The organism is Nocardia sp. NPDC055002 (assembly GCF_053608825.1).
Window position 1 is genome coordinate 1,401,517 of record NZ_JBSGWE010000001.1, and the last position, 24,191, is coordinate 1,425,707.

The window sequence follows — 24,191 nt, forward strand, 5'->3', positions numbered from 1 at the left end:
CCATGAACGTCCGGAGCGGCACCGTCGAGGTGCCCGCCGCCCCCATCCGCACGCTGCCCGCCTTCGCGTGGCGCGAGGTATCGATCGTCGCCGCCGTGGCCGCGACGCTGTTCCTCGCCAGGATCGACCGCTATCGGATCGGCGGTGACGAACTGTATTTCCTCGCGGCCGGACGGCATCCGTCGGTGAGCTATGCCGATCAGGGCCCGCTGGTTCCGCTGCTGGCCGCACTGTCGGACCACCTCGCACCGGGATCCACGCTGGCGCTACGGGTACCCGCGCTGCTGTTCACGGTGCTGGCCATCGTGCTCAGCGCGGTGATGGCCAGGGAGTTCGGCGGCGGCCGACTCCCCCAGACCGTCGCCGCGCTCGCCTACGCGACCACCCCGATGGCGGTGATGCAATCGGCGATGCTGAGCACCTTCGCCCTCGACATCACCTTGACGGCGGTGCTCGCGTGGCTGCTGATCCGCTGGGTGCGCACGCGCGAGGACTACCTGTTGGTCGCGGCGGGGTTCGTCGCCGCCGTCGACTTCCAGGTCAAGTGGCTGATTCCGATCATCTGGGCGGTGCTCGCGCTCGGCGTGGCCGTGTTCGGGCCGCGGGAGATGCTGCGCAGGCCCGCGTGGTGGCTCGGCTCGGGTCTGCTCGCGGGGTCGGCGGTCCCGATTCTGTGGTGGCAGCACAGCAACGGCTGGCCGCAGCTGGCGATGGGTGCGATCGTGCGCGATGAGCAGCTCGCCACCGCCGGGGTTCTCGCGGCGCCGTGGACGATGATTCAGGTCACCGGTGCGGCCGGTCTGCTGTTGCTCGCCGGGATGTGGGCCGGGCTGCGCGCGCAGCGGTTCCGTCCGTACTACTTCCTGATCCCGATGATCGCGATCGGGCTGGGCGCGGTGGTGCTCGCGGGCCTGCGCCCCTACTTCGTGGCCGGTGCCTTTCCCGGCCTGTTCGCCGCGGGCGCGGTGTATCTGGCGGACCGGGGTATCACGCGACGCGGCGCGATCATCGGCGGCGGCTTGGGCGCGCTGGCTACCGCGATCTGCGTCGCGCTCGTCGTCGCGCTGCCCCTACCGGAGTCGGCGTTGCGGCAGTCGACGACCGACTATTCGCAGATCCACTCGCGCAGTGTGCTTTTCGGTCCGAGCGGCTGGGACGACCTGGTCACCGCGGTTACCGAGAGCTATCACCGGATACCGCCGCGACAGCGCGAGGGTGTGGTGATCGTGACCCAGAACTATTGGCAGGCAGCGGCACTCGAGGAATTCGGGCCTGCCGCCGGTCTTCCCGCGGTGTTCAGTCCGAACCGCGGCTACGGCTACTTCGGCACCCCACCCGACACCGCGACCACGGTGCTCTACATCGGGGTCGACGGTCCCGACACCGCGCTGCGTACCCGTTTCACACAGACGACGCTGCTGACCCGCGTCGACGAACCCCTCGGCTTTCCCGGCGTGAACCGCGGCGTCGCGCTGTGGCTGTGCGACGGACCGAGCGAATCGTGGTCGGCCCTGTGGCCCGACGCCAAGGAACTGCGCCTGGTCGACGGGACGAGTCGGCATGGGCGATAACGACGCAGCAGTGAACGGAGACAAGACAGTGCGCAATTCGATGGTGCGACGGCTCGCGCTCACGGTGGCGGTCGCCGCCGCGGGCCTGCCCGTGGTCGCGACGGCGCAGGCGGCCCCGGACCTGGTGGCCGCCCGTGCCATGGCGGCGGCTCTGCCCGCGCCGAACGGGTCCTACGCCGTCGCGGCCGCGGCGAACGGGCCGGGCAAGGTGATCGATGTGACCGTGCACTCCGCGGCGATGAATCGACCGGTCACCGTCGCGGTCATTCCCGCCGCCGACCCCGAGGCGCCCGCCGGCTCGCTGTATCTGATCAACGGCGTCGACGGTGGCACCGACACCCCCGACTGGCGCGAGGGCAGCAACTGGTTCACCAAAACCGATGCCCTCGACTTCTTCGCCGCGAAACAGGCGAACATCGTGATGCCGATCGGCGGTGCGGGCACCTTCTACACCGACTGGCAGGCCGACGATCCCGGTACCGGACGCAACCGCTGGCTCACCTTCCTCACCACCGAACTGCCGCCGATCATCGATTCGGCCTTCCACGGCACCGGCCGCGACGCCGTCGCCGGACTGTCGATGGCCAGCTCGGCGGTCTTCCGGATGGCACAGCAAGCACCGCTGCGGTTTCAGATGGTCGGCTCGTTCAGTGGCTGCATCCAGACCAGCAACCCGGCCGGACAGGCGATGGTGGCCTCGATCGTCACCGCGCGCCGCGGCAACCCGCTCAACATGTGGGGACCACCCACCGATCCGGCCTGGACGGCCAATGACGCCGCCCTCAATGCCGAGAAGCTACGCGGGGTGCAGGTGTATGTGAGCACCGGCAACGGCCTGCCCGGCCCGCTGGACACCTTGAACGGCCCTGGTATCCAGCGTAACCCGGTGAAACTGCTCGATCAGCTGCTCATCGGCGGCGTGCTCGACGGGATCACCGTGGTGTGCACCGCGCTGCTGCGCGACCGCCTGGCCGCCCTGGATATCCCGGCGACTTTCGACTTCCGCCCTGCGGGCACGCATTCGTGGGGCTACTGGGAGCAGGACATGCACACCTATTGGGAACGCGCCGCCACGCTGCTCGTCCCCTAGACACACGAAAATCGGGTGCATCGCGGCCAAGCCGTGCCGCGATGCACCCGAATCGTCCGCTCGTCTACAGGGAGCCACCACCCCCGATCAGCCACGGGTTGAACGTGCAGGTCAGGTTCGGGTTCTGCACCGGGTCGAGCGCCCGCAGCGCGATCGACAAAGCACGCGGCGAGTACATCATCGTCAGGTGATCGGAGATGTCCTGCTCGCACCCTTCCTGCAGCACTACGTTGTTGACCGTCGAGCCGGGGCCCTGGTCGAGGAACGTCAGCTCGTACGGGTTCGTCACCTCGTCGTAGCGCGTGCCGACCACGGTGTAGTCGACACCGGGAACGGTGTCACCGTTGGCATTGAGCGTCTTGACGAAATCCGAACCGACGGTCTGCTGGATACCGGCGTGGCCGACGAAGATCTCGATCGGTCCCAGCACATCGATGCCGAGGTTGTTGACCATGCGGCCCAGGGCGCCGATGCCGTCGAGGCTGGTGCCGTGGTGGGTGGCACCGAAGGTGATCAGGTTCTTCACCTTGGCCGCACCGCCCTCGTACTTGGTGTACCAGTTCGCCATCGACCCACCTTGGGAGTGCGCGATGATGTCGACCTCGTCGGAACCGGTAGCCGCGAGGACCCGGTCCACGAACGCCGCGGTCTGCTTGGCCGAATCCTGGATGTAGCCCGTGCCCATCACACCGGGCAGGAACGAACCGAGCCCGCCGCCTTCGACGATGCTGGAACGGCCGTAGTTGAACGTGAACGTGCAGTAGCCGGCGTCCTTGATGGGCTGGCCCATGTAGGCGTAACCGTTGTAGGCGTTCATCCAGGTGCCGTGCAGCAGCACGACCGGGCGAGGGTGCTCGGCGGTCGGCTTGCAGTTCCAGTCGTTGGTGCCGGGAGCACCCGCGTCGGGGTTCAGCAGGCCGTACCCGAACGCGGGCAGGAACGCCGTCGACGCGGGGCCGATCGCGCCCGGGTCGGAGGAGTAGCCACCCGAGGAGCCCGAGCTGGAGCCGGAACCACCGAGGCAGTCGCCGGAGCCGTTACCCGAGCCCGCACCGCTACCGGAGGTACAGGCCGAACCCGTGCCGCCGAGCCCGCCATCGGTACCCCAGGCCACATCGCGGCCCTGGTAGATGATTTCGGCCAGCTGCTGTTCGGTGGGTTCGGACGCCGGGTCAGCCGCCGCCCCTGCCCCGGAGAGGGCGACAGCAACAACGCTGACGCCCATCAGTATTGCCGCACGCACCGAGCGTGTGCGGCCACGAGTAATGGTCATGCAAGGTCTGCCTTTCCGAATGCGAAAAAGGAATCGGCTCGTAAGCCGCCCCGAACGTATGCCGGAACAACCGGCACGGAAATCGCTTCCGGTCAGGTGTGTGCACCTCACCATTCACTGTCGCAGAACCCCATGGCCGCGCACAGGAAATATTATTCACCGTTGCGCCGCAGCCTTTTACGAATAATCCGGCGGGAATCGAGGCGGCACACCCAGATCACACAGAATTACGTATTCCATTGTGCCGGCACCTAGCCGGCGCATGCCGCGGACAGCGGTGAAAGAATTCGCCGGATCAGTTGCCGACCGCGGAATTCCGTCTGGTGGCAACCCAGGTGGCGATCTGTGCCCGGTTCGCGGAGTCGAGCTTGGTCAAGATATTGCCCACATGGGTGTCGGCGGTGCGCGGCGCGATGACCAGCCGTGCGGCGATCTCCTTGTTCGTCAGCCCGCTCGCCACCAGGGCCGCCACTTCGTACTCGCGCGGGGTCAGCGGAGCGATCGTGGATCCGGCATCGGGGCAATCGAGCGCCATCGCGACCGCTTCTTCCAGTGGCATCGCATGCCCCTTGCCGAAAGCGGCGGCGAACCCGCCGGCTCCCAGTGCCCGCTCGGTCGCGTCACGGAACAGCGTGTGCGGATGGACGAGAATGATCCGCGGGTCGGTGCCCAGCCGCTCCCAGCCGGCCGCCGCGACACCGAAAAGCGTTGCCGCACGGTGGTGCCGGTCGCGCGCGGACGCCACCCAGGCCAACGATTCGATGTGGTAGGCATCGCCGAAGGTGTTGCCCCATCGGCGGGTGATGCCCAGCGCGGTGCGCGCGCAGGTTTCAGCGGCGTCGGGATGCCCCACCAGCACCTCGATCAGGCTGATCGTGAACAGCAGCATCGTCTGGTAGTAGTAATCACCCTGTGCCGCACAGGCTTTCACCAGATCACGCAGTTCCGGGAGCCGGTACTGCGGATGCGCGGCCGCGGTCGCCAGCGCGTAGGTGTTGCGCGCGAACACGGTCTCGCGCAGGCCGCTGCCGGGGGGCATGCTGCTCAGCGCGGCACCGGCCAGTTCCGCCGCGAGCACATTGTTCAGTTCGACCTTGGCCACCGTCGCCCGAATGGTGAGCACGCGTGCCATCGCGAGCAGGTCGGTCCCCGCGGCGGTCTCGGCCAGGTCGAGCTCGCGGTAGGCGCTGTCGCGATCGGTCAGCCACAGCGAGTGCATCGCCAGCATCGACCACCCGCGTGGCGCGTGCGGCGAATCCGGTGCCAGGCCCAGCGCCCGTTCCAGCCAGGTGTGCGTCTCGTGGTTGGCGCCGGCCATCGTCCAGAATTCCTCGACACACGAGGCCATCTCCAGCGCGGTGCCCGCCTCACCGTCGGTGGACAGCGACCACTCCATCGCGAGGCGCAGATCCAGGTGCGCCAACTGCAGTCGCCGCACCAGTTCGTATTGGCGCGGGCCGAGAAACTCCCGGTCGGCCAGCAGGAGCAGCTCCCGGAACCAGTCCCGGTGCCGCCGGGCGACGCTGTCCGACAGGCGCGCGGCGGCGAGTTGCTCGGCACCGAATTCGCGCACGACCTGTAGCAGCCGGAAGTGCACCACCTCGTCGCCGCGGCGCTCGAGGATCGACTTGTCCACCAGCGAATCCACCAGGTCCACCACGGGGACACCGAGATCCGCACCCGCGCAGACGTATTCGGCGGCCTCGAGCTCGAACCAGTCCTGGAACACCGACAGGCACGCCCACACCCCGCGCTCGTCATCGCCACACAGGTGGTAGCTCCAGTCCACGGTCGCGCGCAGGGTCTGGTGGCGATCCGGCACGCCGTGCGACCACGCTGTCGGCAGCGTGAGGCCGCCGGGCCAGCGCGACACCACCTGGCCGGGCGAGAGCGAACGCAGGCGGGCGGCCGCCAGTTCGATGGCCAGCGGGATGCCGTCGAGCAGCCGGCACAGCCGGGCCACATCGGCGGAGTTCGCCGCGGTGATCCGGAAGTCCGACCGGACCGCGCGGGCCCGATCGAGCAGCAATCGCACCGCGGGATATTCGGCGATGCGCGCCGGGTCGTCCTCGCCCGGCGCGGGCACGGCCAACGCGGGCATCCGGAACACCTGCTCGCCCGCGACGCTCAAAGTCTGCCTGCTGGTGGCGAGCACGGTCACGCCGGGACAGTCCGTGAGGATCCTCGCGACCAGGTCGGCGCACCCGTCGAGCAGGTGTTCGCAGTTGTCCAGGACGAGCAGAGGTGCCCTGCGCCCGAGATGGTCGAGTACCCGTTCGACAATCGCTTCCCTGGCGCCGACCCGCAGCCCGAGCTCGCCGGCCACCGCGACGGCGACCTCCTCGGGATGTCGCAGCCCGGCGAGTTCCACGAAGAAGACACCGCACTCGTAGGCCGCGACCAGCTCGGCGGCCAGCCGCCTGGCCAGCCGCGTTTTGCCGAGACCGCCCGCACCCGTGATCGAGACCAGACAGCTGTTGTCGAGCAGCTGTCGCACGGTCTCGATCTCGGCATCACGGCCGAGGTAGCTGGTCGCCGCTGGGTCGAGCGCGTTTCGCACCATCTATCGCTTCGGGTCCGGCCGGTCGAGGCGAAGGCTGTGCCCATCCGGCTCACGGGTGTGCTGGGTCACAGGTGATGGTACTGCGCACCAACGAAGCAGTGGCCGGACCGGCGCAAGCGAGCAAATCAGCCCAAGGTTGTCGCCTTCTCGTTGTGATCCACCCTGGTCCACGCCGAATCGGTGCACAGACCGCAGGTGGCGCCGACGAAGCGGGCGCGCGCGGCCGCGTCGTCGAGCAGCTGATATTTCAGCCAGTCGGTCATCACGTCCACATATTCTCGGCCGTCGAGATGCCCCGCACCGCCCAGCTCGGCGAAGATCGCGGGTACCTGATCGGCTTTGTCGAACAACGGCTTCACGATGAGATCGGTGTCCACGATCCGGTCCTCGGCACCGGCGAGGAACAATGTCGGCCCGAGAATTCTGCCCGGGGACGCGAGTGGGCCGGGCTGCAGCGCCAGTACGGTTCGTACCATTCCGTCGGCACCGGCGTTGATCGCGCCCGCCCCGCCCTGGGAATGTCCGGCAGCCGCCACTCGGTCGGTCGCGATCTTGCCGTAGTAGACGCTGTCGGACTTGTCGTTTCGCCGGAGAAGTTCCCGGCCGCCCGCGAGCATTTCCGCGCCCGAATTCGACATCGTGGTATTCGCGGCCACGACGACGAAACCCGCCGCTGCCCAGTGCTCGAGCAGCCATTCCTCGTAGTAGCCCGGACCCACCCCGGTGCCGTTGCCCCAGATCACCACCGGGTGGCGGGTCGCGCCGAGATCGGCCGGCCGATACACGGTGTGGTCGGCCCATTTGTCGATGGTCACGGCGGCCGGGGCCTGCGACTCGGAACTGCCGGTACCCGATCCCAGCGGCCCGTTGCGCAGGACCACCGAGCCCGCATCCGACGGGCTCGCCGTCGCGGGGGCCCCGGCGAGAACGCCCGCCAGCGACACAGCGGCGACCGCGATGCACGGCAGGAGACGTACGTTACTGCTCATTTCGCTTTTCCTTCGATCGGCATGCCCGCGACGACAAGCGCGGAGCGTAGATACCACAGGTCCGGGCACCGCTTTGCGTCGAAGCCCGTCAAGGCCGCGATGCGCCGAATTCGGTAATCCACGGTGTTGGTGTGCAAGTGCAACATTCGTGCGGTTTTGCGCCGGTTCAGATCATTGGCGATATGACAGCGCAGCGTTTCCAGCAATTCGGGATGAACAGCGAGCGGTTCGAGCACGGTGCGCAGGTACTCCTGTGCCGGACCGGGGCGGCTGAGCTGATATTCGAGTGCGAAATCGCTGAACCGGTGCACCCCACCGACCCGGCCGATCTGCCGGACGATCTCGAGCAATTCGTGCGCGCATTCCGCGGCGGCGGGAATGTCGTCGAGCTCCGCGCGCACCACCGTCACGGTGATCCGGCGACCCGCGGCGCGCGACAGCGCGGCCGCCACGGTGTCGACGTGGTGTTCGGGCCGGTCGGCGGTCGGTATCAGGACGGTGCCGCCCTGCGCCGACAGCGCCGCGAGTGCGTCACCGTCGCACGCCCGATCGAGTTCCAGCCGGATACGGGTCATCGCACGGCGCGCTCGTACCCGTTCGTCGAGTCCGTCGGTGCTGTCGTCGCGCGACTCGTCGCCGATGTCCATCGCGAGAACCCAGTACTCGGCGGCCAGCACGACCCCGCAATCACGGGCCGCAATCCGGGAGCGACTGCCCACGATCAGCTGCTCTGCGAGGTTGTCCCTGGCGTGGTCGCTGTGCCCGGTCACGTCCAGCGCATACCGCACATAGGCGGCGGCGACCGCCGCGGAGACGCTGCCGAGCAGGTCGACGAGCTCGGATGCGCGGATATCGTCGCCCGGTTCCAGGATGACCCGCACGCACCGGTGCACCATGTCGAGAACGGCGTCGACCGCGATGCCGTCGCGCGCCCATTCCGCCGCGCCGCGTTCCAGCTGCCCGATCGCCGAGTCCACGGATCTGTCCGCCCGCAGCGCGGCGACCAGCTCCGAGCACAGACCCGCTATCGGCCCGATCTCGTGCCGCCGGAGAGTGCTGGGCCCACGGTCGGCGGAACCCGCCAGCCGCACCACCCGATCGAGCTCGGACTCCCGCACTACGCACACCGTCTCCGGCCTGCTCAGCAGGGCGAGCCCGGATTGTGGTCTCTCGCTCATTGGACGCTCCTCACGCGCTTCGAACCGCGATCCAGCGTGCCGCGCCGACCGGTGTGGCGGCATCGGTAGAACTGCGTATCTGTGGGCCGAACATCCGCGCTCGGATCCGCACGCGCAGGTCACCGATTCGCCGCCGATACCGGAGCGATGTCGCCGAGAAGTTCGGCGGGAATGAGGACGACGGCACGAACTCCGCCGTAGTCGGACTCGTTCAACCGGACCGAGATACCGTGGGTGCTCGCCAGCCGGGCCACCACGAACAGACCCATCCTGGAGTCTCGCGCCAGCGCGCCGAGCCGGGTTCCTGTTGGGGTATCGAGCATTTCGTTGTAGCTTCCGAACTCGGCGGCGGTCAGCCCGATACCCCGGTCACAGACTTCGACCACCGCGCCCTTGCCGACGATCCCGCCGCCGACGTCGACTTTCGCCTCCGGCGGCGAGAACGCGGTGGCGTTGTCGACCAGTTCGGCGATCAGGTGGACCAGGTCGGCTACCACCGCACCGATCACGGCGATCTCCGGTATCGCGGCGACGCGGACCCGCGCATACTCGGTGGTCTCCCCCACCGCGCTGCGCACGACATCGGCCATCGGAATCGGTTGGCGCCATTGCCTGCCGGGCCTGCTGCCTCCCAGGATCAGCAGATTCTCGGCGTTGCGCCGCTCACGCGTCGCCAGATGATCGAGCCGGAAGAAGACCTCGAGCAGTTCGGGATCCTGCTGTCCGCGTTCGGCGTCGTCGAGAATCTCGAGCTGGCGGTGCGCGAGGACCTGGCTGCGGTGGGCGATATTGACGAACACAGCGTGCACACTGTCGCGGAGCCGGGCTTCGTCGATCGCCGCGGTGAGGGCGACCGCGGCAGCATGCTCGAACGCCTGTGCCACCTCACCTATTTCGTCGCGCCCGAAGTCCAGCGTCGGCGCCGCGTCGTCGATCTCGGGTTGCGCTGTCGCCGAGCGGATCGCGCTCGGCAGCTGCTCGTCGGCGAGGACCAGGGTCGCGGCACGCAATCGCCGGAGCCGCCGAATAATCCTGTCCGCCAGCACAACCGCGATCAACAGGGCAACGACACTGCCGATCAGGACGATGCCCCCGGTGACCAGACCCGAACGTTCGGAACGTTGCGCGACATCGACGGCACTGACTCGGGCGTATTCGTGTTGACCGGCGTACGCGGCGAAGAGACCACCGGCGACAGCGTCGGCAACCTGCTGCCATTCGAGAATCGACATCGGCATTTCGGCATTACCCGACACCGACCGCGACGCGAAACGCTGATTGACCGCGGATTCCATCGCCGAGAGTCGCCGCCAGGATTCGCTCGCCATGAGATCGAGCAACGCCTGCTTCTGCGGCGAGCCGGCTTCGGCCGCCAGATTTCTGATCTCGGCGTGATAAAAGCCTACTTGCGTCGTGAATTCGTCGAGCCCGAACGCGCTGCCCTGCGAGCTGACCAGGGCGAGGGCTACCGCGTTACTGCGCGACATCGCCTCGGTGGCACTCAGCAGACGGACAGCCTCGGAAACTCTCGTCGCAAGAATCGGATCCGGTGCGGATTGCTGTGCCCGGCGGAATCCATCGCCGAACATCGAGTACGGCGCGTTGAAGAAAGTGTAGGCGTCGCCGACCGAGATCCGGCGGCCGTCGACCCCCGCGCGCAGAGCAGCGATGGCCTCCGCGAATTTCGCACGCTGAGCGGGCAGGTCGGCCGACGGCTCGTGCCGCGTGGCGTCGACTCGCACGAGCATCTCGAAAGCCCGGTCGACGCGCCCCCGCGCCACGGCCAGTCCGGAAATCGCCTCTTCGCCGGTCAGCAGTCGCAGGGAGAGCAACCGCTCGGCTTGCGTCGCCGCCAATGCCTCGGTGGCGACCGGCCGTATTCGCTCGAGATCGTCGATCCAGTTCCGGATCCGGTAACTGTCACGAACCAGATTTCCCGCCGTCAGCATTCCGAGGAAAAGCAAGGTGAGACTGGGGACGAGCGCGATCGCCAGAATGCGGGTGCGAACGCCGAGCCGAGCTGAGAACATCGGCCCAACCTAGGACCACGCCGGGAATTCGACTCGCACTCGGACGCCTTTTTGTGCGGGAAACGCACGTCCGAGCACAACCCTTGATGAGCCGACTCAATACCGAACCGCCGAGCGGCGAAAAGTGGCTCCCGCTATCTACCCTTCGCCCATGACAACTCCACGACCTCGCCGAACAGCGATGGTGGCTCTCGTCATCGCCGCCGCAGTCGCGACCGGCACGATGACCGCACTCGGCACGGGAACGGCGACAGCGGCACCGGCCTGTGCCGACGTCCACCTAGTTTCGGCTCGCGGCACCAACGAGCCAGGCGGCATGTGGAGCAAGTTCCATCTCGGCACCGTCGTCGGCAATCCGGTGTACGCCGCGATCGACGACGCGGCGTCCGGCACCGTCGACGCGTACCGGGTCGAGTACCCGGCGAGCCTCGAGCAGCCGGCCTCGGTGCAGAAGGGCAATCGAGACCTGGTCGACCATGTGGTGCGGCAGGCCGCCGCCTGCCCGAACCAGCGCTTCGTGCTGGTCGGGTACTCGCAGGGAGCGAACGTGGTGGACAACGCGATCGGCATCAGCAGCGAGGGCGCCAAGGTCGGCGGTCCGATCGTCGCCACGCTGCCGGCGCAGCTCGACGGGCGGATCGCCGCGATCCTGTTGTTCGGCAACCCGATTCGCGGTATCGGCAAGGAAGTCACCGGCCCCTACACCGAACGCACCTTCGATGTCTGCAACGACAACGACCCCGTCTGCGACCCGGACGGCACCGACTGGAACGTGCACACGCGCTACGCCCGCCATGCCGACGCCGCAGCCGATTTCGTCACCGCTCGGATCTGAGCTCGGCGTGGCGCCACTCCTCGATCGCGCGACCGATGTCGGTGGTCGGGGCCTCGTGGTGCAGCCACTCCCGGGCGAGGCGATGCCAGTTGTGGGTCGCCTCGATCCGGCCGAGCGCGGTCAGCGTGAAAAGGTCGGCGCGGCGGGAGAATACGTGTTCCGGCGGCAGCAGCAGATGCCGCACGCCGCGGTGGTCCGCGGAACGCGGATCGAGTGCGAGGACGACGGCACCGGTGGCCAGCTCGGGAGTCACCGTGATCTCCTCGTCGAGCAGGTGCCAGCCCGCGGCCGACCACACGTATTCCAGGCAGTCCTGCGCCCGCACCCGGGATCCGGGCTCGACGATCCCGCGCTCGGCCCACAGCCGGTAGACCTCGTCGGCCCGGTACTGTTCGGCCGCGCACAGCACCTGTCGTTCCAGCTCGAGATGCTCGCGTTCGATCGTGTCGTACAGCCCGAAATCGACGAAGCCGACGCGCCCGTCATCGGCGACCAGCACATTGCCCGGGTGGGGGTCGGCGCAGTACTCACCGTCGGTGAACATCGCGGTGATATAGAACCGGTACACCAGCTCGCCGACGTGATTTCGCTGCGCCGCGGGAAGTCCGCGAATGGTCTGAAATGGTCTGCCGTCGAAGAATTCGGTCACCAGTACGTTGTCGGTACAGAATTCGCCGATGCTGTCCGGGACGGTGATGTACGGATGCCCACGATAGCGCGAAGCGACCCGGTGCTGGTTGCGTGCCTCTTGCCGATAGTCCAGTTCCGCGGTGATGTTCCGGGCTATTTCCTCGAGCACATCGTGGTCTCCTGCCGACGGAAGAAAAGACTTCCACAGCAGGCTGAAGAACTGCAGATTGCGCATATCCGCCTGCACCGCACGGTCCACGCCGGGGTACTTCACCTTGACCGCCACGTCCCGGCCGTCGTGCAGTCGCGCGCGATAGACCTGACCGATCGATGCCGCGGCGACGGGGACCGGGTCGATATCGGCGAACACTCGACCGGCCCGGCCGAGATCGTGCTCCAACACCGCCATCATCTCCGCGAACGGCACCGTCGGCGCACTGTCGAGCAGTGTGGCCAGCTTCGTGCGGAACATCTCGCGATAGTCCGCCGGGATCAGGTCCAGGTCCAGGACCGATGCCATCTGTCCCAGCTTCATCGCCGCGCCCTTCATCCCGCCGAGCACGGTGACGACCTGTTGAGCGGCCTGCAGCGTAGATCGCTCGGCCAGCACTCGACGTGCCTGCTCGGTGCGCCCCAGCATGGCCAGTTTGGTGCCCGCGCCGCGCGCCGCCTGACCGGCCGCCAACCGTCCCAGCCGCGCTCCGCGCACGAGCCGGCCTGTCGGTATCTGCCGGTCTGCCATCGTGGCCTCCTGCGAGTGTGGTCGATAGGCGAATTGTCGACAGCCGCCCGGATCTCCACAGTGCGCCCGGCCCCGATCTGTGCGAATTCACTATTGCCGCTGTGATCGACAACAAGCGGGTAGCACCGACTCGCCGAAAGGAATACCGATGCCACCGAAACCCGTCGACCGGCGGATCCGGCCGAAGCAGGAGCGGGCGAAGGCGACCCGGGAGCACATTCTCGACACCGCCGCCGAACTGTTCGGGCAGCGGGGAATCGACAACACCTCCACCAATGTCATCGCGGCGCAGGCGCACGTCAGTATCGGAACGCTGTACCGATACTTTCCGGAGCGGTCGTTTCTCGTCGACGAACTCCTCGATCGGCTCATCGCCGATGTCGAGCAGGAGTTCACCCAGCGGGTATTCAGCCTGCCCGTGACGACGTCGCCCAAGAGCAGCGACGACTATGTCGCCGTCGCGTCCGAGATACTCGATGTCTTCGCCGAAGTACTGATCGCGAAGTCGGATCTGGTTCGCGCGCTCGTCGGCAGTGTGCAGTTCTACAGCAGCGGGCTACCCGAATTCGAGCCGCGTCTGCGAATGCTGGTAAAGCTCATCGTGATCCAGTTCGTCGGGCCCGGCGACGACCGTGACAACGACATGATGTCCTGGGTTCTGGTCAACACCGGATTCGCCGCGGTCGTGCGCGCTTCGGCCGACGACGTGGCCGACGGCGACCGCGCCGCCGCCATCGCCATGACCGCGCGGATGATCGGCACCTGGCTGCACGGCGAGATGCGGGGCCGCGACTAGCACTGGGCTCACACCGGCACCTCGTCGCGGGACTGGAGATCGGCGAGAACCAGGCGCAGCAGCTGTTCGGCACGGATACGCTGCCAGCCCAGCATGGCGTGCGGACTGAACCTGGCTTCCTCGAACAGCGCGACCAGTTCGTGTGCGCCGTCGTCGTGCAGCACGCCGCTGTCGAAAGCCCGCTCCAGCACTTCCCTCGGCGTATCCGAGATCAACGGCGCCGCAGCCCGATCCGCGGCCAGCCCGGCCTCCATGGCCACATAGCAGGCGATCACCGCCGTCCGCGGATCCTGACCTGGCGCGTTCATCGCGGCCAGTCCCATCTCGGCGGCCCTGGTCAGCGAGTCGACTGTGTTCGAGACCTCTTCCTCGGTCAGTTCCACGCTGTCCACCAGCGGCGCCCGGCCGGCGACGGCGACGCCGACGAGACCGGCCACCGCGATGCCGATCAGCACGATCGCCAGGCCCGCGGCTCCCAGCAACGCCATTCCGCTCAGACGCGACGAGTCGACCGCCGAATCGACCACCTGCACATCGACAGCGGCGGGCGCACCGGGCTGTCCCGCTTCCGCCGGTGTCACCGAGGCGACCGGTGTCGGCTGACGCCGTGCGCCGGGCAAGACGAACAGCATGGTGATGCCGACCGCGAACGTCAGCGCCACGGTACTGAGCGCGATCGGGGCCAGCACCGCGAACCGCGTGAACGACAGACGAACCCGGAGACCGTGCTCGACCGCGGGCATCGCCAACGGCAGCCGATGCTGACTGACAATGACGCCCGCGAGCAAGATCACCACCGATACCAGCAGCAATACCGGCATCAACGCGACAGCGACCGGCGAAGTCCCACCGGTTTCACTGGGAACAACGGTCCCAGGTAAACGCCCGTGCAGCGCGATAATCGCCGCGACAATCAAAACGACCGCCGCGACCAGACGACCTATTGGCGCCAATATTTTTCCCACAGCCCTACCGCCGAACCCCTGGAAGCCACCCGAAATGCCCACATAGTGGCATTTCGCCCGGCAATCAGGAACCGACCGAACAAGATTTGGTCGAACTCCCTCGAGGCCCCCGGATTCCTTGTCTCCGACAACATTTCCTACCCCGAGGCAATGAATATTCCGGTGTGGTCATCGCTGCTCGGGGCGTCCCCATACCGTCGGATCCGGTGGAGGCCAGCCTTGCGCCCCCGGGAGCGGAAGGTCTGGGACCGCACTCGATCGATCGGGGCTCGACGGATCGGCAATCCGACGCCAGCCACCTCGAAGCGGGCGCGGTGTCGGCGACGGAGGCGTCGCCGAGCTCGGCGCAGGGGCCACGGCAGGAGGGGCCACGACCGGTGGCGGTGTCGGGCGCGGGTGCTGGCTCGGCTCGGTGCGGCGCGACCGCGTCACCCGCACGATCACGATGACAACGATGATCACGAGCACCGGGACCAGCAGGAGCGCGAGCCACGACAAGTAGCGCACGAGTTGCACATACTTCGCGGATCCTGGCGGCGGCTCGGGCGTCGGAGCCTGCGCGAGCACGGGACCCACAGCGTCGTGTACGGCGAGAAGGACAGTGCTCACCGGACCCCCTCCCGGAAAACCAAGCGCTGCAATCGGATACCCGACCAGTGTGCACCCCGTCCGCCGCCTCCGCATCGTTTCCGTGTCCGGTTTCCACGATGGCCGCGGCCGCGTGCGTGTGTCAGTCGGCGAGAAACCGGGCAGCGTTCGCGTGCGCCCAGCGATCGAACGTGGTGGCGGGGTGGCCGGTGATGTCCTCGACACTGGTGGTGGGCAGGGATTCCGGCGGCGGGGCGAAGTCCAGCAGGACGTTGTCGACGTACCAGGCGGTGTTGTCGCCCATGGTGGGTCGCAGCGCGGTGATGGTCTCCTCGCGGGTGGAGGTGCGAAAGGTGATCTCGCGGTCGAGGGCATCGGCGAGGTGCGCGACCAGGTCCGCGCGAGTGAGGATCTGCGGGCCCGCGAGGGAGTGCGCGCGGCCGAGGTGACCGTCCTCCAGCAGAGCGGTCGCGGCTACGGCGGCGATGTCGTTCATGGCGATGGGCGCACTGGCGGTGCCGGGGTGCGGCTCATGAACAGCACCGGTGTCACGGATCTGCTGAGACCACGTCAGGGTGTTCTCCATGAAGTCGGCGGGCCACAGATGAGTCCAGTCCAACCCGCTGCCCTCGACGGCGTTACACACACTGCCCCACCAGCTTTCGGGCTCACCCGACAGGTCAACGACATGCCGCACCCCGGCTGCCCGCGCCAGCTCGAGGACCTCGGTGACATTGTCCGGCGAAGGTGCGAGATACATCCGGTCGACGCCCTCGAATGCCGCGGGCAACCCGGCCGGTCGTCCCAGATGCCCCCGCGCCACCTGAACGCCTGCGGGCAGCGCCGCCTTGGTGGGGTTGATGGTCAGCGCGCGAATGTCGGTCGCACCGCGCGCGATCAGCTGGTCCACGACCATGCGCCCGATATTGGCCGTCGCCCCGGTAACCAGGATTGTCATCGGTTTCCCTCCGTCTCTGTTCGTTGGACCACACGATCCTGCCAACGAAATCCGAGCGGCGCACATGGCAATTTCGGGCGGCTCGTGATGGTCGGGTTCCTGCTCGGCATGGTGTTCTACTTCGAGTCCTGCGGACAGACCTTCGACCCGAAGTTCGGCTGGCCGATCATCGGCTACCACCTGCTGGAGGAAATACTCGGTCTCGCCACAGTGATCGGAATCCTGGTGCTGATCACCATCCGACAGCGCAACCACCCCCGCCGACTCGAGCGCCTCTCCCTGTTCAGCGGGTCGAATCTCGTTGCCGTGTACGCCATCGATCCCGAGGTGTTGTGGTCGTGCACGACCTGTGGTGCCTGTTCGGAACCGTCTGGCGTCCCGTAGTGCCGGAATATTTCCGGTAACCGTACCGATATCTATGGTGTGGCAATGTAATTCACCATTTATGTCGAAGTGATGATGTTTTTCCGGTATCACCGCTGGTGGGTTCCACGGAATCGCCGTCGATGCGAAAATGTCCTCGGACCGAGATCCGGTCCGGCAGAGGATGTTCCGCCGGATCTGGCGGGCAGACTGGAGGGGCAGGATGCATTTCTCGTCTCGAACAACTTCGGGCGCACAACGACTCGGCGTGATCGCCGTTCTCGCGGCAGGTGCTGTCGGCCTCGCGGCGACCACCACCGCGCAGGCCGCACCATCAGCCGCGGCTCCGATCGTGCAGGGCGTCGACAGCGGCGTGGCGTTCACCGCGAGTCCGCTGACCGATGGCTCCGGGCTCACGGTGTCCGCCCCGGACGGCACGTTCCGGGTCGTCGGCGGTGCGGTCACGCTCACGAACAGGGAGGGCAACGTGGTCGCGGCCGTGCCGACCCGCATCATCACCGGAGCAGGCGACTTCGACCTGGTCGCGGGCATCTCCGCCGACGGCAGGTCAGCGACGCTGACCCCCACCGCCGCACCGGCCGTCGTCACCGCCAACATGGCCGAGTTCGTCGACGCGGCCGCCGACACCGAGGCCCGCAAGCAGCACAACGCGGGCATCGGCGCGCTCATCGGCGCCGGCATCGGCGCTGTGCTCGGCTTCTTCCTCGGCGGAGTAGGCGCGCTGGTCACCATCCCGATCGGTGCGGGCATCGGCGCCCTCATCGGCTACTCGACGCCGTAACGGGTCCCGAGTGGTGGCCGGCCTCGCGCGGCCACCACTCGGATCGTCGCCCGGGTCGCCACCATAGGGTGGCGCCCGGAGGACACACGAGTGTTCTACGAAACTGTCTGTGGGACAAGATAAGTTGAGCAGCGAAGCCGTGAGACCGCGCGGCGCTCAGGAGGCTCCGCTGTGTCCGACCCCGCACGCTATCCGACCGCTCATCAGGGCCGGACATTTCACCAACTCCCCACGCGGCCGCAGCAGTCGTCGGGTGGGTGGATCGTGGCGGCGGTACTGGTGATCGTGGGCGGAATTCTCGGCGCCATCGGTGTCGGCGCCATCGGATTCTTCCGCATGTCGGACAGCGTCGACCGATACCAGCGCGTCACGGTCCCTGGTTCCGGCGATCTGAACCTCGCGACAGGCGATTACACCGTCTACTTCGAGTATCCGGGTGCGGCCACGATCGAGCCGCCGGAAGCAGTGCGAGCCCGATTGACCGACCCCACGGGGCAAGTCGTGCCGACCGAGGCCCTCAGTGGTGAGCAGTCGTATCAGCTGAGTGGCCACGAGGGAACCGCCGAGTTCACCTTCCACGCGGACCGAGACGGCGTCTACACCCTCGAAACCGACGGCGGCCCCGGCATCACCCTGGCCGTCGGCCAAGACCTCGGCTCCGCCCTCGCAGGCCCGATCCTGCTCGCGGTGGCGATCGCGGTCACCGCCATTGTGCTCGGCATCGCCATTCTGATCGTCACCCTCATCCGCCGCAGCCGCTCCCAGCGACCACCGGCAAGCGGATTCAGGCCCGCGATGCCTCCATCGATCTAGACAACGCTCCGGCGCAGGGCAGATACCTTCGCGGCAGTTCGCAGCCGGACGCTCGTCCGATCAGCTGGCTCGGACTTCTCACCAGCGCGGCTAAGGTCGGCAAGGTTGGTATAGCGGCCGAATCGAGGGAGCGATCATGAACGCGTCGAACGAGCGCACACGCAGTGGCTGGGAAGACATCGTCGCCGCGGATCCGGCGCATTCGAGCCGGTATGTGGAGCGGTTCCGGGCGCTCGCCACGCAGGGGACCGACATCGTGGGTGAGGCGCGGTTGGTCGACGCGATGCTCGGACGTGGCAGCCGGGTGCTCGACGCGGGGTGCGGGCCGGGGCGGACCGGTGGATACCTGCACGATGTGGGGCACACGGTGGTGGGCGTCGACGTCGACCCGGTACTGATCGACGCGGCACGCGCGGACCATCCCGGTCCGACCTGGCTGGTCGGCGACCTCGCCGAGCTGGACCTGCCCGTCGCCGACTTCGACGCCATCGTGTGCGCGGGCAATGTGATGACGTTCCTGGCCCCGTCCACCCGGTCGGCGGTGCTGGCGGGTTTCGCCGGGCATCTCGCGCCGGGCGGGCGGGCGATCATCGGGTTCGGTGCGGACCGCGGCTACGAGTTCGCCGAGTTCCTGACCGACGCCGGAAACGCCGGGCTCACCGTCGACCTGCTGCTGTCGACCTGGGATCTTCGGCCCTTCACCGACGACTCCGACTTCCTGGTCGCGGTGTTCTCCCGAACCCCCGGTCCTGGCACCTCGACACGGCCCGACGCATGATGGTCTCCGAGGAGCACTAGACCAGGAGGCGCAGGTGTCCGAAACGACGGTGGACGAGGTGCTGGCCGAACTGACCGCCCTCGACGACCCGAAGATGCGCGCGGTGAACGAGAAGCACGGCGACGATCACGGCGTCAACCTCACCAAGCTGCGCGCGCTCGCCAAACGCCTGAAGACACAACCGGTGCTTGCCCGGCAGCTCTGGGACACCGACGACACCGCGGCGAAACTCCTCGCCCTGCTGATCTGCCGCCCGAAGATGTTCGAGCGTGACGAACTGGACGCGATGATCCGCCAGGCGCGCACACCCAAGGTCCACGACTGGCTGGTCAACTATGTCGTGAAGAAGAACCCGCACGCCGAGGAACTGCGTGTCGGCTGGTTCGACGACCCGGACCCGGTGGTCGCGAGCGCGGGCTGGGCACTGACCACCGAACGAGTCGAGAAGAAGCCCGAGGGCCTCGACCTCACCGGTCTGCTCGACCTCATCGAAGCGCAGATGAAAACCGCACCCGATCGCCTGCAGTGGGCGATGAACCACTGCCTCGCCCAGATCGGTATCGACCACCCCGAACACCGCGCCCGCGCCCTCGACATCGGCGAACGCCTCGAGGTCTTGAAGGACTACCCCACTCCCCCTGGCTGCACCTCCCCGTTCGCGCCCACCTGGATCGCCGAAATCGTGCGTCGGCAGAGCGCCTAGCGGTTCCTGTGCGGCGTGCTCACACCGCGGTGGCCGTGCTCGCGATCGTAGGTCGTCCGCGGGCGGCCGATGGCCGTTAGCGTGTCCGCATGGGTGTGGATGAGATCTGTGATCGATTCGTCGAGGACTACGCGGCCGCTGATCCGGTCACGGCGACCATGTTCGGCATCGCGGGACACGACGATCGCCTGACCGACTATTCGCCCGCCGGGCACGAAATTCGGGCGCGGATAGCGCGAAACGCGTTGCACGCCATGCTCGACGCACAACCGGCCGATGACGGCGAACGGGTGGCGAAAGCTGTGTTCACCGAACGGGTCGGGCTCGACGTGGAGATCCATGACGCCGGGCTCCCTCTCGCCGCGCTCAATGTGATCGAGAGTCCGGTCCAGAACATTCGGATGGTGTTCGACGTGATGGCCGCCGAGACTGCCGAGGACTGGGCGGTGATCGCCGAGCGTCTCGCGGGGGTGCCCGAGGCGCTGGCAGGCCTGCGGGCCTCGCTGCTGGTCGCGGCGGAGCGCGGGCAGGTCAGTGCGCTGCGCCAGATCATCAAGGTCGCCGAGCAGGCGGACACCTGGGCGGGTTCCGGCGCGAACACCGGGTTCTTCACCACTTTTGTCGCCGCCGCGGAAGCTGTCGAGGGTGCGCCGCTGGCGCGGCTGCGGCAGGGCGCGCAGGCTGCCGAGCAGGCCTACGCCGCTCTCGCCGAGTTCCTGCGCGCCGACCTCATGGCGAGCGCGCCCGCCAAGGATGCCGTCGGCGAGCAGACCTACCGCCTCTGGTCACGCTATTTCACCAGCGCGAACCTCGACCTGCGGGAAGCCTACGACTGGGGCTGGGCGGAGTTCGCCCGGCTCGAGGCCGAGATGATCGCCGTTGCCGCCCGGATCGCACCGGGTGCCTCCCTCACCGAGACCGCGGCAGTGCTCGACGCAGACCCGAAATACCGGGTGCGCGGGCGGGCCGGACTCCGGGCGTGGCTACAGCAGATGTCCGACGAAGCCCTGGCATCGTTGCGCGAGGAGCACTTCGAGATCCCCGACGAGCTCATGCGATTGGAATGCACCATCGCGCCGCCGGGCGGAGTCGTCGGTGCGTATTACATCGGCCCGACCGCCGATTTCAGCCGACCCGGACGCATGACCTGGTCGGTGGAGCCGGACAAAGAGGATTTCACGACCTGGCGCGAGGTCAGCACGGTCTATCACGAGGGCGTGCCGGGCCATCATCTCCAGATCGCGACCGCGGTGTACGAGGCGGATTCGCTGAACACCTACCAGCGGTTGATGTCGTTCACCTCTGGGCACGGCGAGGGGTGGGCGCTCTATGCCGAACGCCTCATGCAGGAACTCGGCTACCTCGACGACGACGGCCACCTGTTCGGCATGCTCTCCCAGCAGCTGTTCCGCGCCGCCCGCGTGGTCGTGGACATCGGGATGCACCTCGAATGGGAGATTCCGGCCGGCGCCGACTTCCACGAGGGCGAGCGGTGGACTCCCGATCTCGGCCTGGAGTTCCTGCTGACGCGGACCCTCGAGGACGAAGCCACCGCTCGCGACGAGATCGACCGCTACCTGGGCTGGCCCGGACAGGCACCCGCCTACAAGATCGGTGAACGCCTCTGGCTGGCGGCCCGCGAAGAAGCCCGGGCGCGCGCTGGAGCGTCGTTCGACATGCGGCGATTCCACACCCGCGCTTTGCGATTGGGCGGCATGGGACTGGACACGATGCGGGCACAACTCGCCGCCATGGAGTGAGCGGACTTCAGAACAGGCTGGTCTGCGCTGGTTCCGGCGTCGCCGTGATCGTGGAGTCGAGTTCGATGCGGCGACCGACGAGGCGCGTGTCGTTGACCAACACGAGTTCGCTCGCGCCCGCGGGGTCCCGGCAGGCGATGGTGTGGCCGTGCGCGGTCACCGCGTCGAGGACGTATTCGCCCGGCTCACCGGCGATTTCGGTGGCGACCGGGAATCGGCCGTTGGCCTGGATCGTGGCGTAGAAGTCCCGCCCGCCCGACCAGGCGATATCGGTGCGCGTGATGTCGGCGGGCAGCGTGCCCGCGGCGTGCTCGGCCGCTTCGGCGACCGCGGATTCCAGTACCGCCCAGGGGCGCAGCGGTTTCGTGAGGATGCGGGTCTTGGTGACCCCGGCGACCGCCTGCCCGATCCCGGCTCGCTCGGTCACCGTCCGCTCCAGATCCCGAACGTGCAGTCCATCCGGGGAATCGGTGATGAACCGGGCGACCAGCGCACCCTGTTCGAAGAGACGGCGATTGCGCCGCGACGCCGAGGCCGTACCGACCTTGGTCATCCCGTCCCCGAAATACGCGATGTAGAGGTGGTGTGGCTGCGACATGTAGTCGCGGACCTGTTCGGGCAATGCCGCGAGCGGACCCCGGTGGCTGTGCACCACCGACCACCCCTCGGTGACCCGGCACTGCTCGCACTGGCGCCCGGTGTCGACCCGTGCGCGACGAGGACAGGCGACTCGCCCGCGACGTCCTGCCCCGAACCCGTTGTAGCCCAAGCAGAATCGTGCCGAATCGGTGATGCGGAACGCCAGCCGCGTGCCGACTCCGGGCAGCAGCTCGGTGGTCCCGTCGTCGCCGAGCAGCTCGTAGAACCATCGACCCTGCTCGTCCCAGCGAGTGCCGTAGTACAGGGCCGTGGAGGTCATCGGTCGAACCTACACCGGCCGGTCGGTGCGGATCACAAGTCGGCAGCCGAAAGATATCTGAACCACCAGTAACCCCCGCACGATTTCCCACACCGTGAATCGGTCCCCTACGTTGAGCGCACAGCAGGGGTGCGAAACCGGTAAGGGGCAAACAATGGACGATCTCGAGCTGCTACTCGACACGGCATTCACTGTGACACCGACCGTCCACATGGATTGCCTGACGCAACAGCTGATGGTCGCCGTCGAATCCTGCTCGCGCAACGGAATCCCCTTTCCCCGAATATGGGAAGAGGTCGAAGACGCACTCGACATGGTCCCGGCGGGTATCCCCGCGGAGTGGCGTTCAGGATTAAGGCTCTACCTCAGCGATCACGTGATTTCGGCATTCATGAATGTGCCGGCCGACGCGAAACCGCTACCCGGCGTGTGAGCTTTTTCGGACCGGCGCCAACGCTCGATCACCGGCATTGGACAGATTCCAACGCACCGCCGCGCGGCCTCGGCCGCTGTTAGCGTGCGGCGGTGCGTATCTGGCTGTTACCGACGATCGTCCTGACCTTGCTCAGTGCGCTGATGGCCACGATGTATCTCGGCTACATCGTCGACCCCGAGAAGAATCTGCACGACTTCCCGATCGCGCTGGTCGACCAGGATGTGGGCGATACGCTGGGTTCGCCACCGCAATGGCGCGATATCGGCAACGAGATCACCACCGCATTGCGCGACGGTGTACCCGCGGACAAGATCGACCTGCGCGTACTGGGAATTGCCCAGGCCGAAAGACAGCTACGCAGCGGCGAACTCTACGGCGCGATCATCATCGCGGGCGACTTCACCAAACGACTCGGCAATCTCGGCACGGGGAGCGTGATTCCCGGCGAGATCGAACGTCCCACGATCACCGTGCGGACCAATCCACGCACCGGCGCGTTCGCCTCGGCGATCGTGCAGCGATTCAGCGACCGGGCATTGACCGAGGTGAACACACGGATCGGTGAGCAGCTACTCGATACCGTGACCGGGACACTCGGTCCTGACTACGCACTGCCGGGTGCGACCGCGGTGACGCTGCGCAACCCGGTCCAGGTGATCCACACCGAGTTCCATCCGCTGCCCGACGGCAGCGGCGCCGGGCTCGGCGCGTTCTTCTACGCGCTCGTCCTGCTGCTCGCTGGCACGCTCGGCGCGATGATCGTGCACACGATGGTCGACGGCGCACTGGGATTCGTGCCGACCGAGTACGGGCCGTGGTCACCGCACGTGCGGCCCGCGCGGATCTCCCGATGGCGCACACTGCTGCTCAAATGGGGCGTGCTCATCGTCGCGGCACATCTTGTGGCGGCGGTACTGCTCGTCGTCGCGCGCATGCTGGAGATGCCTGTCGCACAGCCCCTTCCGCTGTTCCTCTACAGCACGTTCGCGATAATCGCCGTCGGTGTCACCGGCCTGTCGGTGCTCGCCGCGCTCGGCTCGGCGGGGCTGCTGGTGAACCTGATCGTGTTCGTCATTCTCGGGCTGCCGTCCTCGGCCGGTTCGGTGCCGATCGAGGCCACACCACGTTACTTCGGCGTGCTGGCCTCGTTCGAACCGCTGCATCAGGTGTACACGGCGGTCCGCGCGATCCTGTACTTCGACGCCGATCTGGGATCCGGGCTCGCGAGGGGCTTCTGGATGACCGCGCTGGGCCTGGCGGTCGGGCTGGTCCTCGGTGCGGTGAGCACGTCGGTCTATGACCGCGTCGGACTGCACCGCAACCGTGCGGCGAACAGGTGACCCCACGGGCTTGTGAGTCCGCACAACCCCGGCTGTGAGGTCGTCGTGATCCCACCAGGCCATTCCATG

20 protein-coding genes and 1 pseudogene are annotated in these 24,191 nt (G+C 67.4%); 12 read left to right on the forward strand and 9 right to left on the reverse strand.

Going from position 1 to position 24,191, the window contains the following annotated elements; all coding sequences use genetic code 11:
• Positions 1 to 2: 2 nt before the first annotated feature.
• Both ACWF99_RS06655 and ACWF99_RS06660 read left to right on the forward strand, forming a co-directional pair.
• Positions 3 to 1,571, forward strand: a complete 1,569-nt coding sequence (locus ACWF99_RS06655) for an ArnT family glycosyltransferase (protein ID WP_452535175.1) — start codon at positions 3 to 5, stop codon at positions 1,569 to 1,571.
• Positions 1,561 to 2,661: an alpha/beta hydrolase gene (locus ACWF99_RS06660; protein ID WP_378630263.1), complete on the forward strand. Its 1,101-nt coding sequence runs from the start codon at positions 1,561 to 1,563 to the stop codon at positions 2,659 to 2,661. Before ACWF99_RS06655 ends, ACWF99_RS06660 begins: the two co-directional genes overlap by 11 nt.
• A 64-nt stretch (positions 2,662 to 2,725) precedes the next feature.
• On the opposite strand, the gene ACWF99_RS06665 is transcribed toward ACWF99_RS06660, so the two are convergent.
• From ACWF99_RS06665 to ACWF99_RS06685, 5 genes are all read right to left on the reverse strand, one after another.
• Positions 2,726 to 3,934 carry an esterase/lipase family protein gene (locus ACWF99_RS06665; protein WP_378630261.1) on the reverse strand — a complete coding sequence of 403 codons (1,209 nt, stop codon included), beginning with the start codon at positions 3,932 to 3,934 and terminating at the stop codon, positions 2,726 to 2,728.
• Between the two features lie 295 nt (positions 3,935 to 4,229).
• Positions 4,230 to 6,497 (reverse strand): ATP-binding protein, encoded by a 2,268-nt coding sequence (locus ACWF99_RS06670; RefSeq protein ID WP_452535177.1) that lies wholly within the window; start codon positions 6,495 to 6,497, stop codon positions 4,230 to 4,232.
• A 125-nt stretch (positions 6,498 to 6,622) separates the two neighbouring features.
• Positions 6,623 to 7,486 (reverse strand): poly(ethylene terephthalate) hydrolase family protein, encoded by an 864-nt coding sequence (locus ACWF99_RS06675; RefSeq protein WP_452535179.1) that lies wholly within the window; start codon positions 7,484 to 7,486, stop codon positions 6,623 to 6,625.
• On the reverse strand, positions 7,483 to 8,664 hold the full coding sequence (locus ACWF99_RS06680; protein WP_452535181.1) for a PucR family transcriptional regulator: 1,182 nt from the start codon (positions 8,662 to 8,664) through the stop codon (positions 7,483 to 7,485). Before ACWF99_RS06680 ends, ACWF99_RS06675 begins: the two co-directional genes overlap by 4 nt.
• Before the next feature lie 119 nt (positions 8,665 to 8,783).
• Positions 8,784 to 10,694, reverse strand: coding sequence for a sensor histidine kinase (locus tag ACWF99_RS06685; RefSeq protein ID WP_452535183.1), 1,911 nt, complete (start codon positions 10,692 to 10,694; stop codon positions 8,784 to 8,786).
• A gap of 151 nt (positions 10,695 to 10,845) precedes the next feature.
• Here ACWF99_RS06685 and ACWF99_RS06690 point away from each other — a divergent pair, with 151 nt between their 5' ends.
• Positions 10,846 to 11,529, forward strand: coding sequence for a cutinase family protein (locus ACWF99_RS06690; protein WP_452535185.1), 684 nt, complete (start codon positions 10,846 to 10,848; stop codon positions 11,527 to 11,529).
• Here the strand turns inward: ACWF99_RS06690 and ACWF99_RS06695 are convergent.
• Positions 11,513 to 12,901 carry an ABC1 kinase family protein gene (locus tag ACWF99_RS06695; protein ID WP_452535188.1) on the reverse strand — a complete coding sequence of 463 codons (1,389 nt, stop codon included), beginning with the start codon at positions 12,899 to 12,901 and terminating at the stop codon, positions 11,513 to 11,515. The two genes, ACWF99_RS06690 and ACWF99_RS06695, sit on opposite strands and share 17 nt — an antisense overlap.
• Positions 12,902 to 13,049: 148 nt before the next feature.
• Here ACWF99_RS06695 and ACWF99_RS06700 point away from each other — a divergent pair, with 148 nt between their 5' ends.
• Positions 13,050 to 13,697 carry a TetR/AcrR family transcriptional regulator gene (locus tag ACWF99_RS06700; protein WP_452535190.1) on the forward strand — a complete coding sequence of 216 codons (648 nt, stop codon included), beginning with the start codon at positions 13,050 to 13,052 and terminating at the stop codon, positions 13,695 to 13,697.
• A gap of 8 nt (positions 13,698 to 13,705) precedes the next feature.
• On the opposite strand, the gene ACWF99_RS06705 is transcribed toward ACWF99_RS06700, so the two are convergent.
• Entirely contained in the window at positions 13,706 to 14,518 is an 813-nt protein-coding gene (locus ACWF99_RS06705; protein ID WP_378630246.1) for a DUF4129 domain-containing protein, read from the reverse strand.
• Between the two features lie 874 nt (positions 14,519 to 15,392).
• The gene (locus ACWF99_RS06710) at positions 15,393 to 16,208 is read right to left on the reverse strand and encodes an NAD(P)H-binding protein (RefSeq protein ID WP_452535192.1); all 816 of its coding nucleotides are present in this window, start codon (positions 16,206 to 16,208) and stop codon (positions 15,393 to 15,395) included.
• An 81-nt stretch (positions 16,209 to 16,289) separates the two neighbouring features.
• Here ACWF99_RS06710 and ACWF99_RS06715 point away from each other — a divergent pair.
• The 6 genes and pseudogenes from ACWF99_RS06715 to ACWF99_RS06740 form a co-directional block, all read left to right on the forward strand.
• Positions 16,290 to 16,541, forward strand: a pseudogene (locus tag ACWF99_RS06715) (hypothetical protein); the annotation flags it as partial.
• A gap of 298 nt (positions 16,542 to 16,839) precedes the next feature.
• Positions 16,840 to 17,373 carry a hypothetical protein gene (locus tag ACWF99_RS06720; RefSeq protein ID WP_452535194.1) on the forward strand — a complete coding sequence of 178 codons (534 nt, stop codon included), beginning with the start codon at positions 16,840 to 16,842 and terminating at the stop codon, positions 17,371 to 17,373.
• A gap of 171 nt (positions 17,374 to 17,544) precedes the next feature.
• Entirely contained in the window at positions 17,545 to 18,186 is a 642-nt protein-coding gene (locus ACWF99_RS06725; protein ID WP_452535196.1) for a hypothetical protein, read from the forward strand.
• 136 nt (positions 18,187 to 18,322) lie between these two features.
• The gene (locus ACWF99_RS06730) at positions 18,323 to 18,964 is read left to right on the forward strand and encodes a class I SAM-dependent methyltransferase (RefSeq protein ID WP_378656947.1); all 642 of its coding nucleotides are present in this window, start codon (positions 18,323 to 18,325) and stop codon (positions 18,962 to 18,964) included.
• Between the two features lie 34 nt (positions 18,965 to 18,998).
• Positions 18,999 to 19,667: a DNA alkylation repair protein gene (locus tag ACWF99_RS06735; RefSeq protein ID WP_378630237.1), complete on the forward strand. Its 669-nt coding sequence runs from the start codon at positions 18,999 to 19,001 to the stop codon at positions 19,665 to 19,667.
• Positions 19,668 to 19,756: 89 nt separating this feature from the next.
• A complete protein-coding gene (locus ACWF99_RS06740; protein ID WP_452535198.1) occupies positions 19,757 to 21,427 on the forward strand; it encodes a DUF885 domain-containing protein in 1,671 nt (556 codons plus the stop codon).
• A 7-nt stretch (positions 21,428 to 21,434) separates the two neighbouring features.
• Here ACWF99_RS06740 and ACWF99_RS06745 read toward each other — a convergent pair whose 3' ends face one another.
• The gene (locus tag ACWF99_RS06745; protein ID WP_452535200.1) at positions 21,435 to 22,346 is read right to left on the reverse strand and encodes a hypothetical protein; all 912 of its coding nucleotides are present in this window, start codon (positions 22,344 to 22,346) and stop codon (positions 21,435 to 21,437) included.
• A 154-nt stretch (positions 22,347 to 22,500) separates the two neighbouring features.
• Between ACWF99_RS06745 and ACWF99_RS06750 the strand changes: the two genes are divergently transcribed.
• A complete protein-coding gene (locus ACWF99_RS06750; RefSeq protein WP_378656958.1) occupies positions 22,501 to 22,779 on the forward strand; it encodes a hypothetical protein in 279 nt (92 codons plus the stop codon).
• A gap of 92 nt (positions 22,780 to 22,871) precedes the next feature.
• Positions 22,872 to 24,122, forward strand: a complete 1,251-nt coding sequence (locus ACWF99_RS06755) for a YhgE/Pip domain-containing protein (protein WP_452535202.1) — start codon at positions 22,872 to 22,874, stop codon at positions 24,120 to 24,122.
• Positions 24,123 to 24,191: the final 69 nt, after the last annotated feature.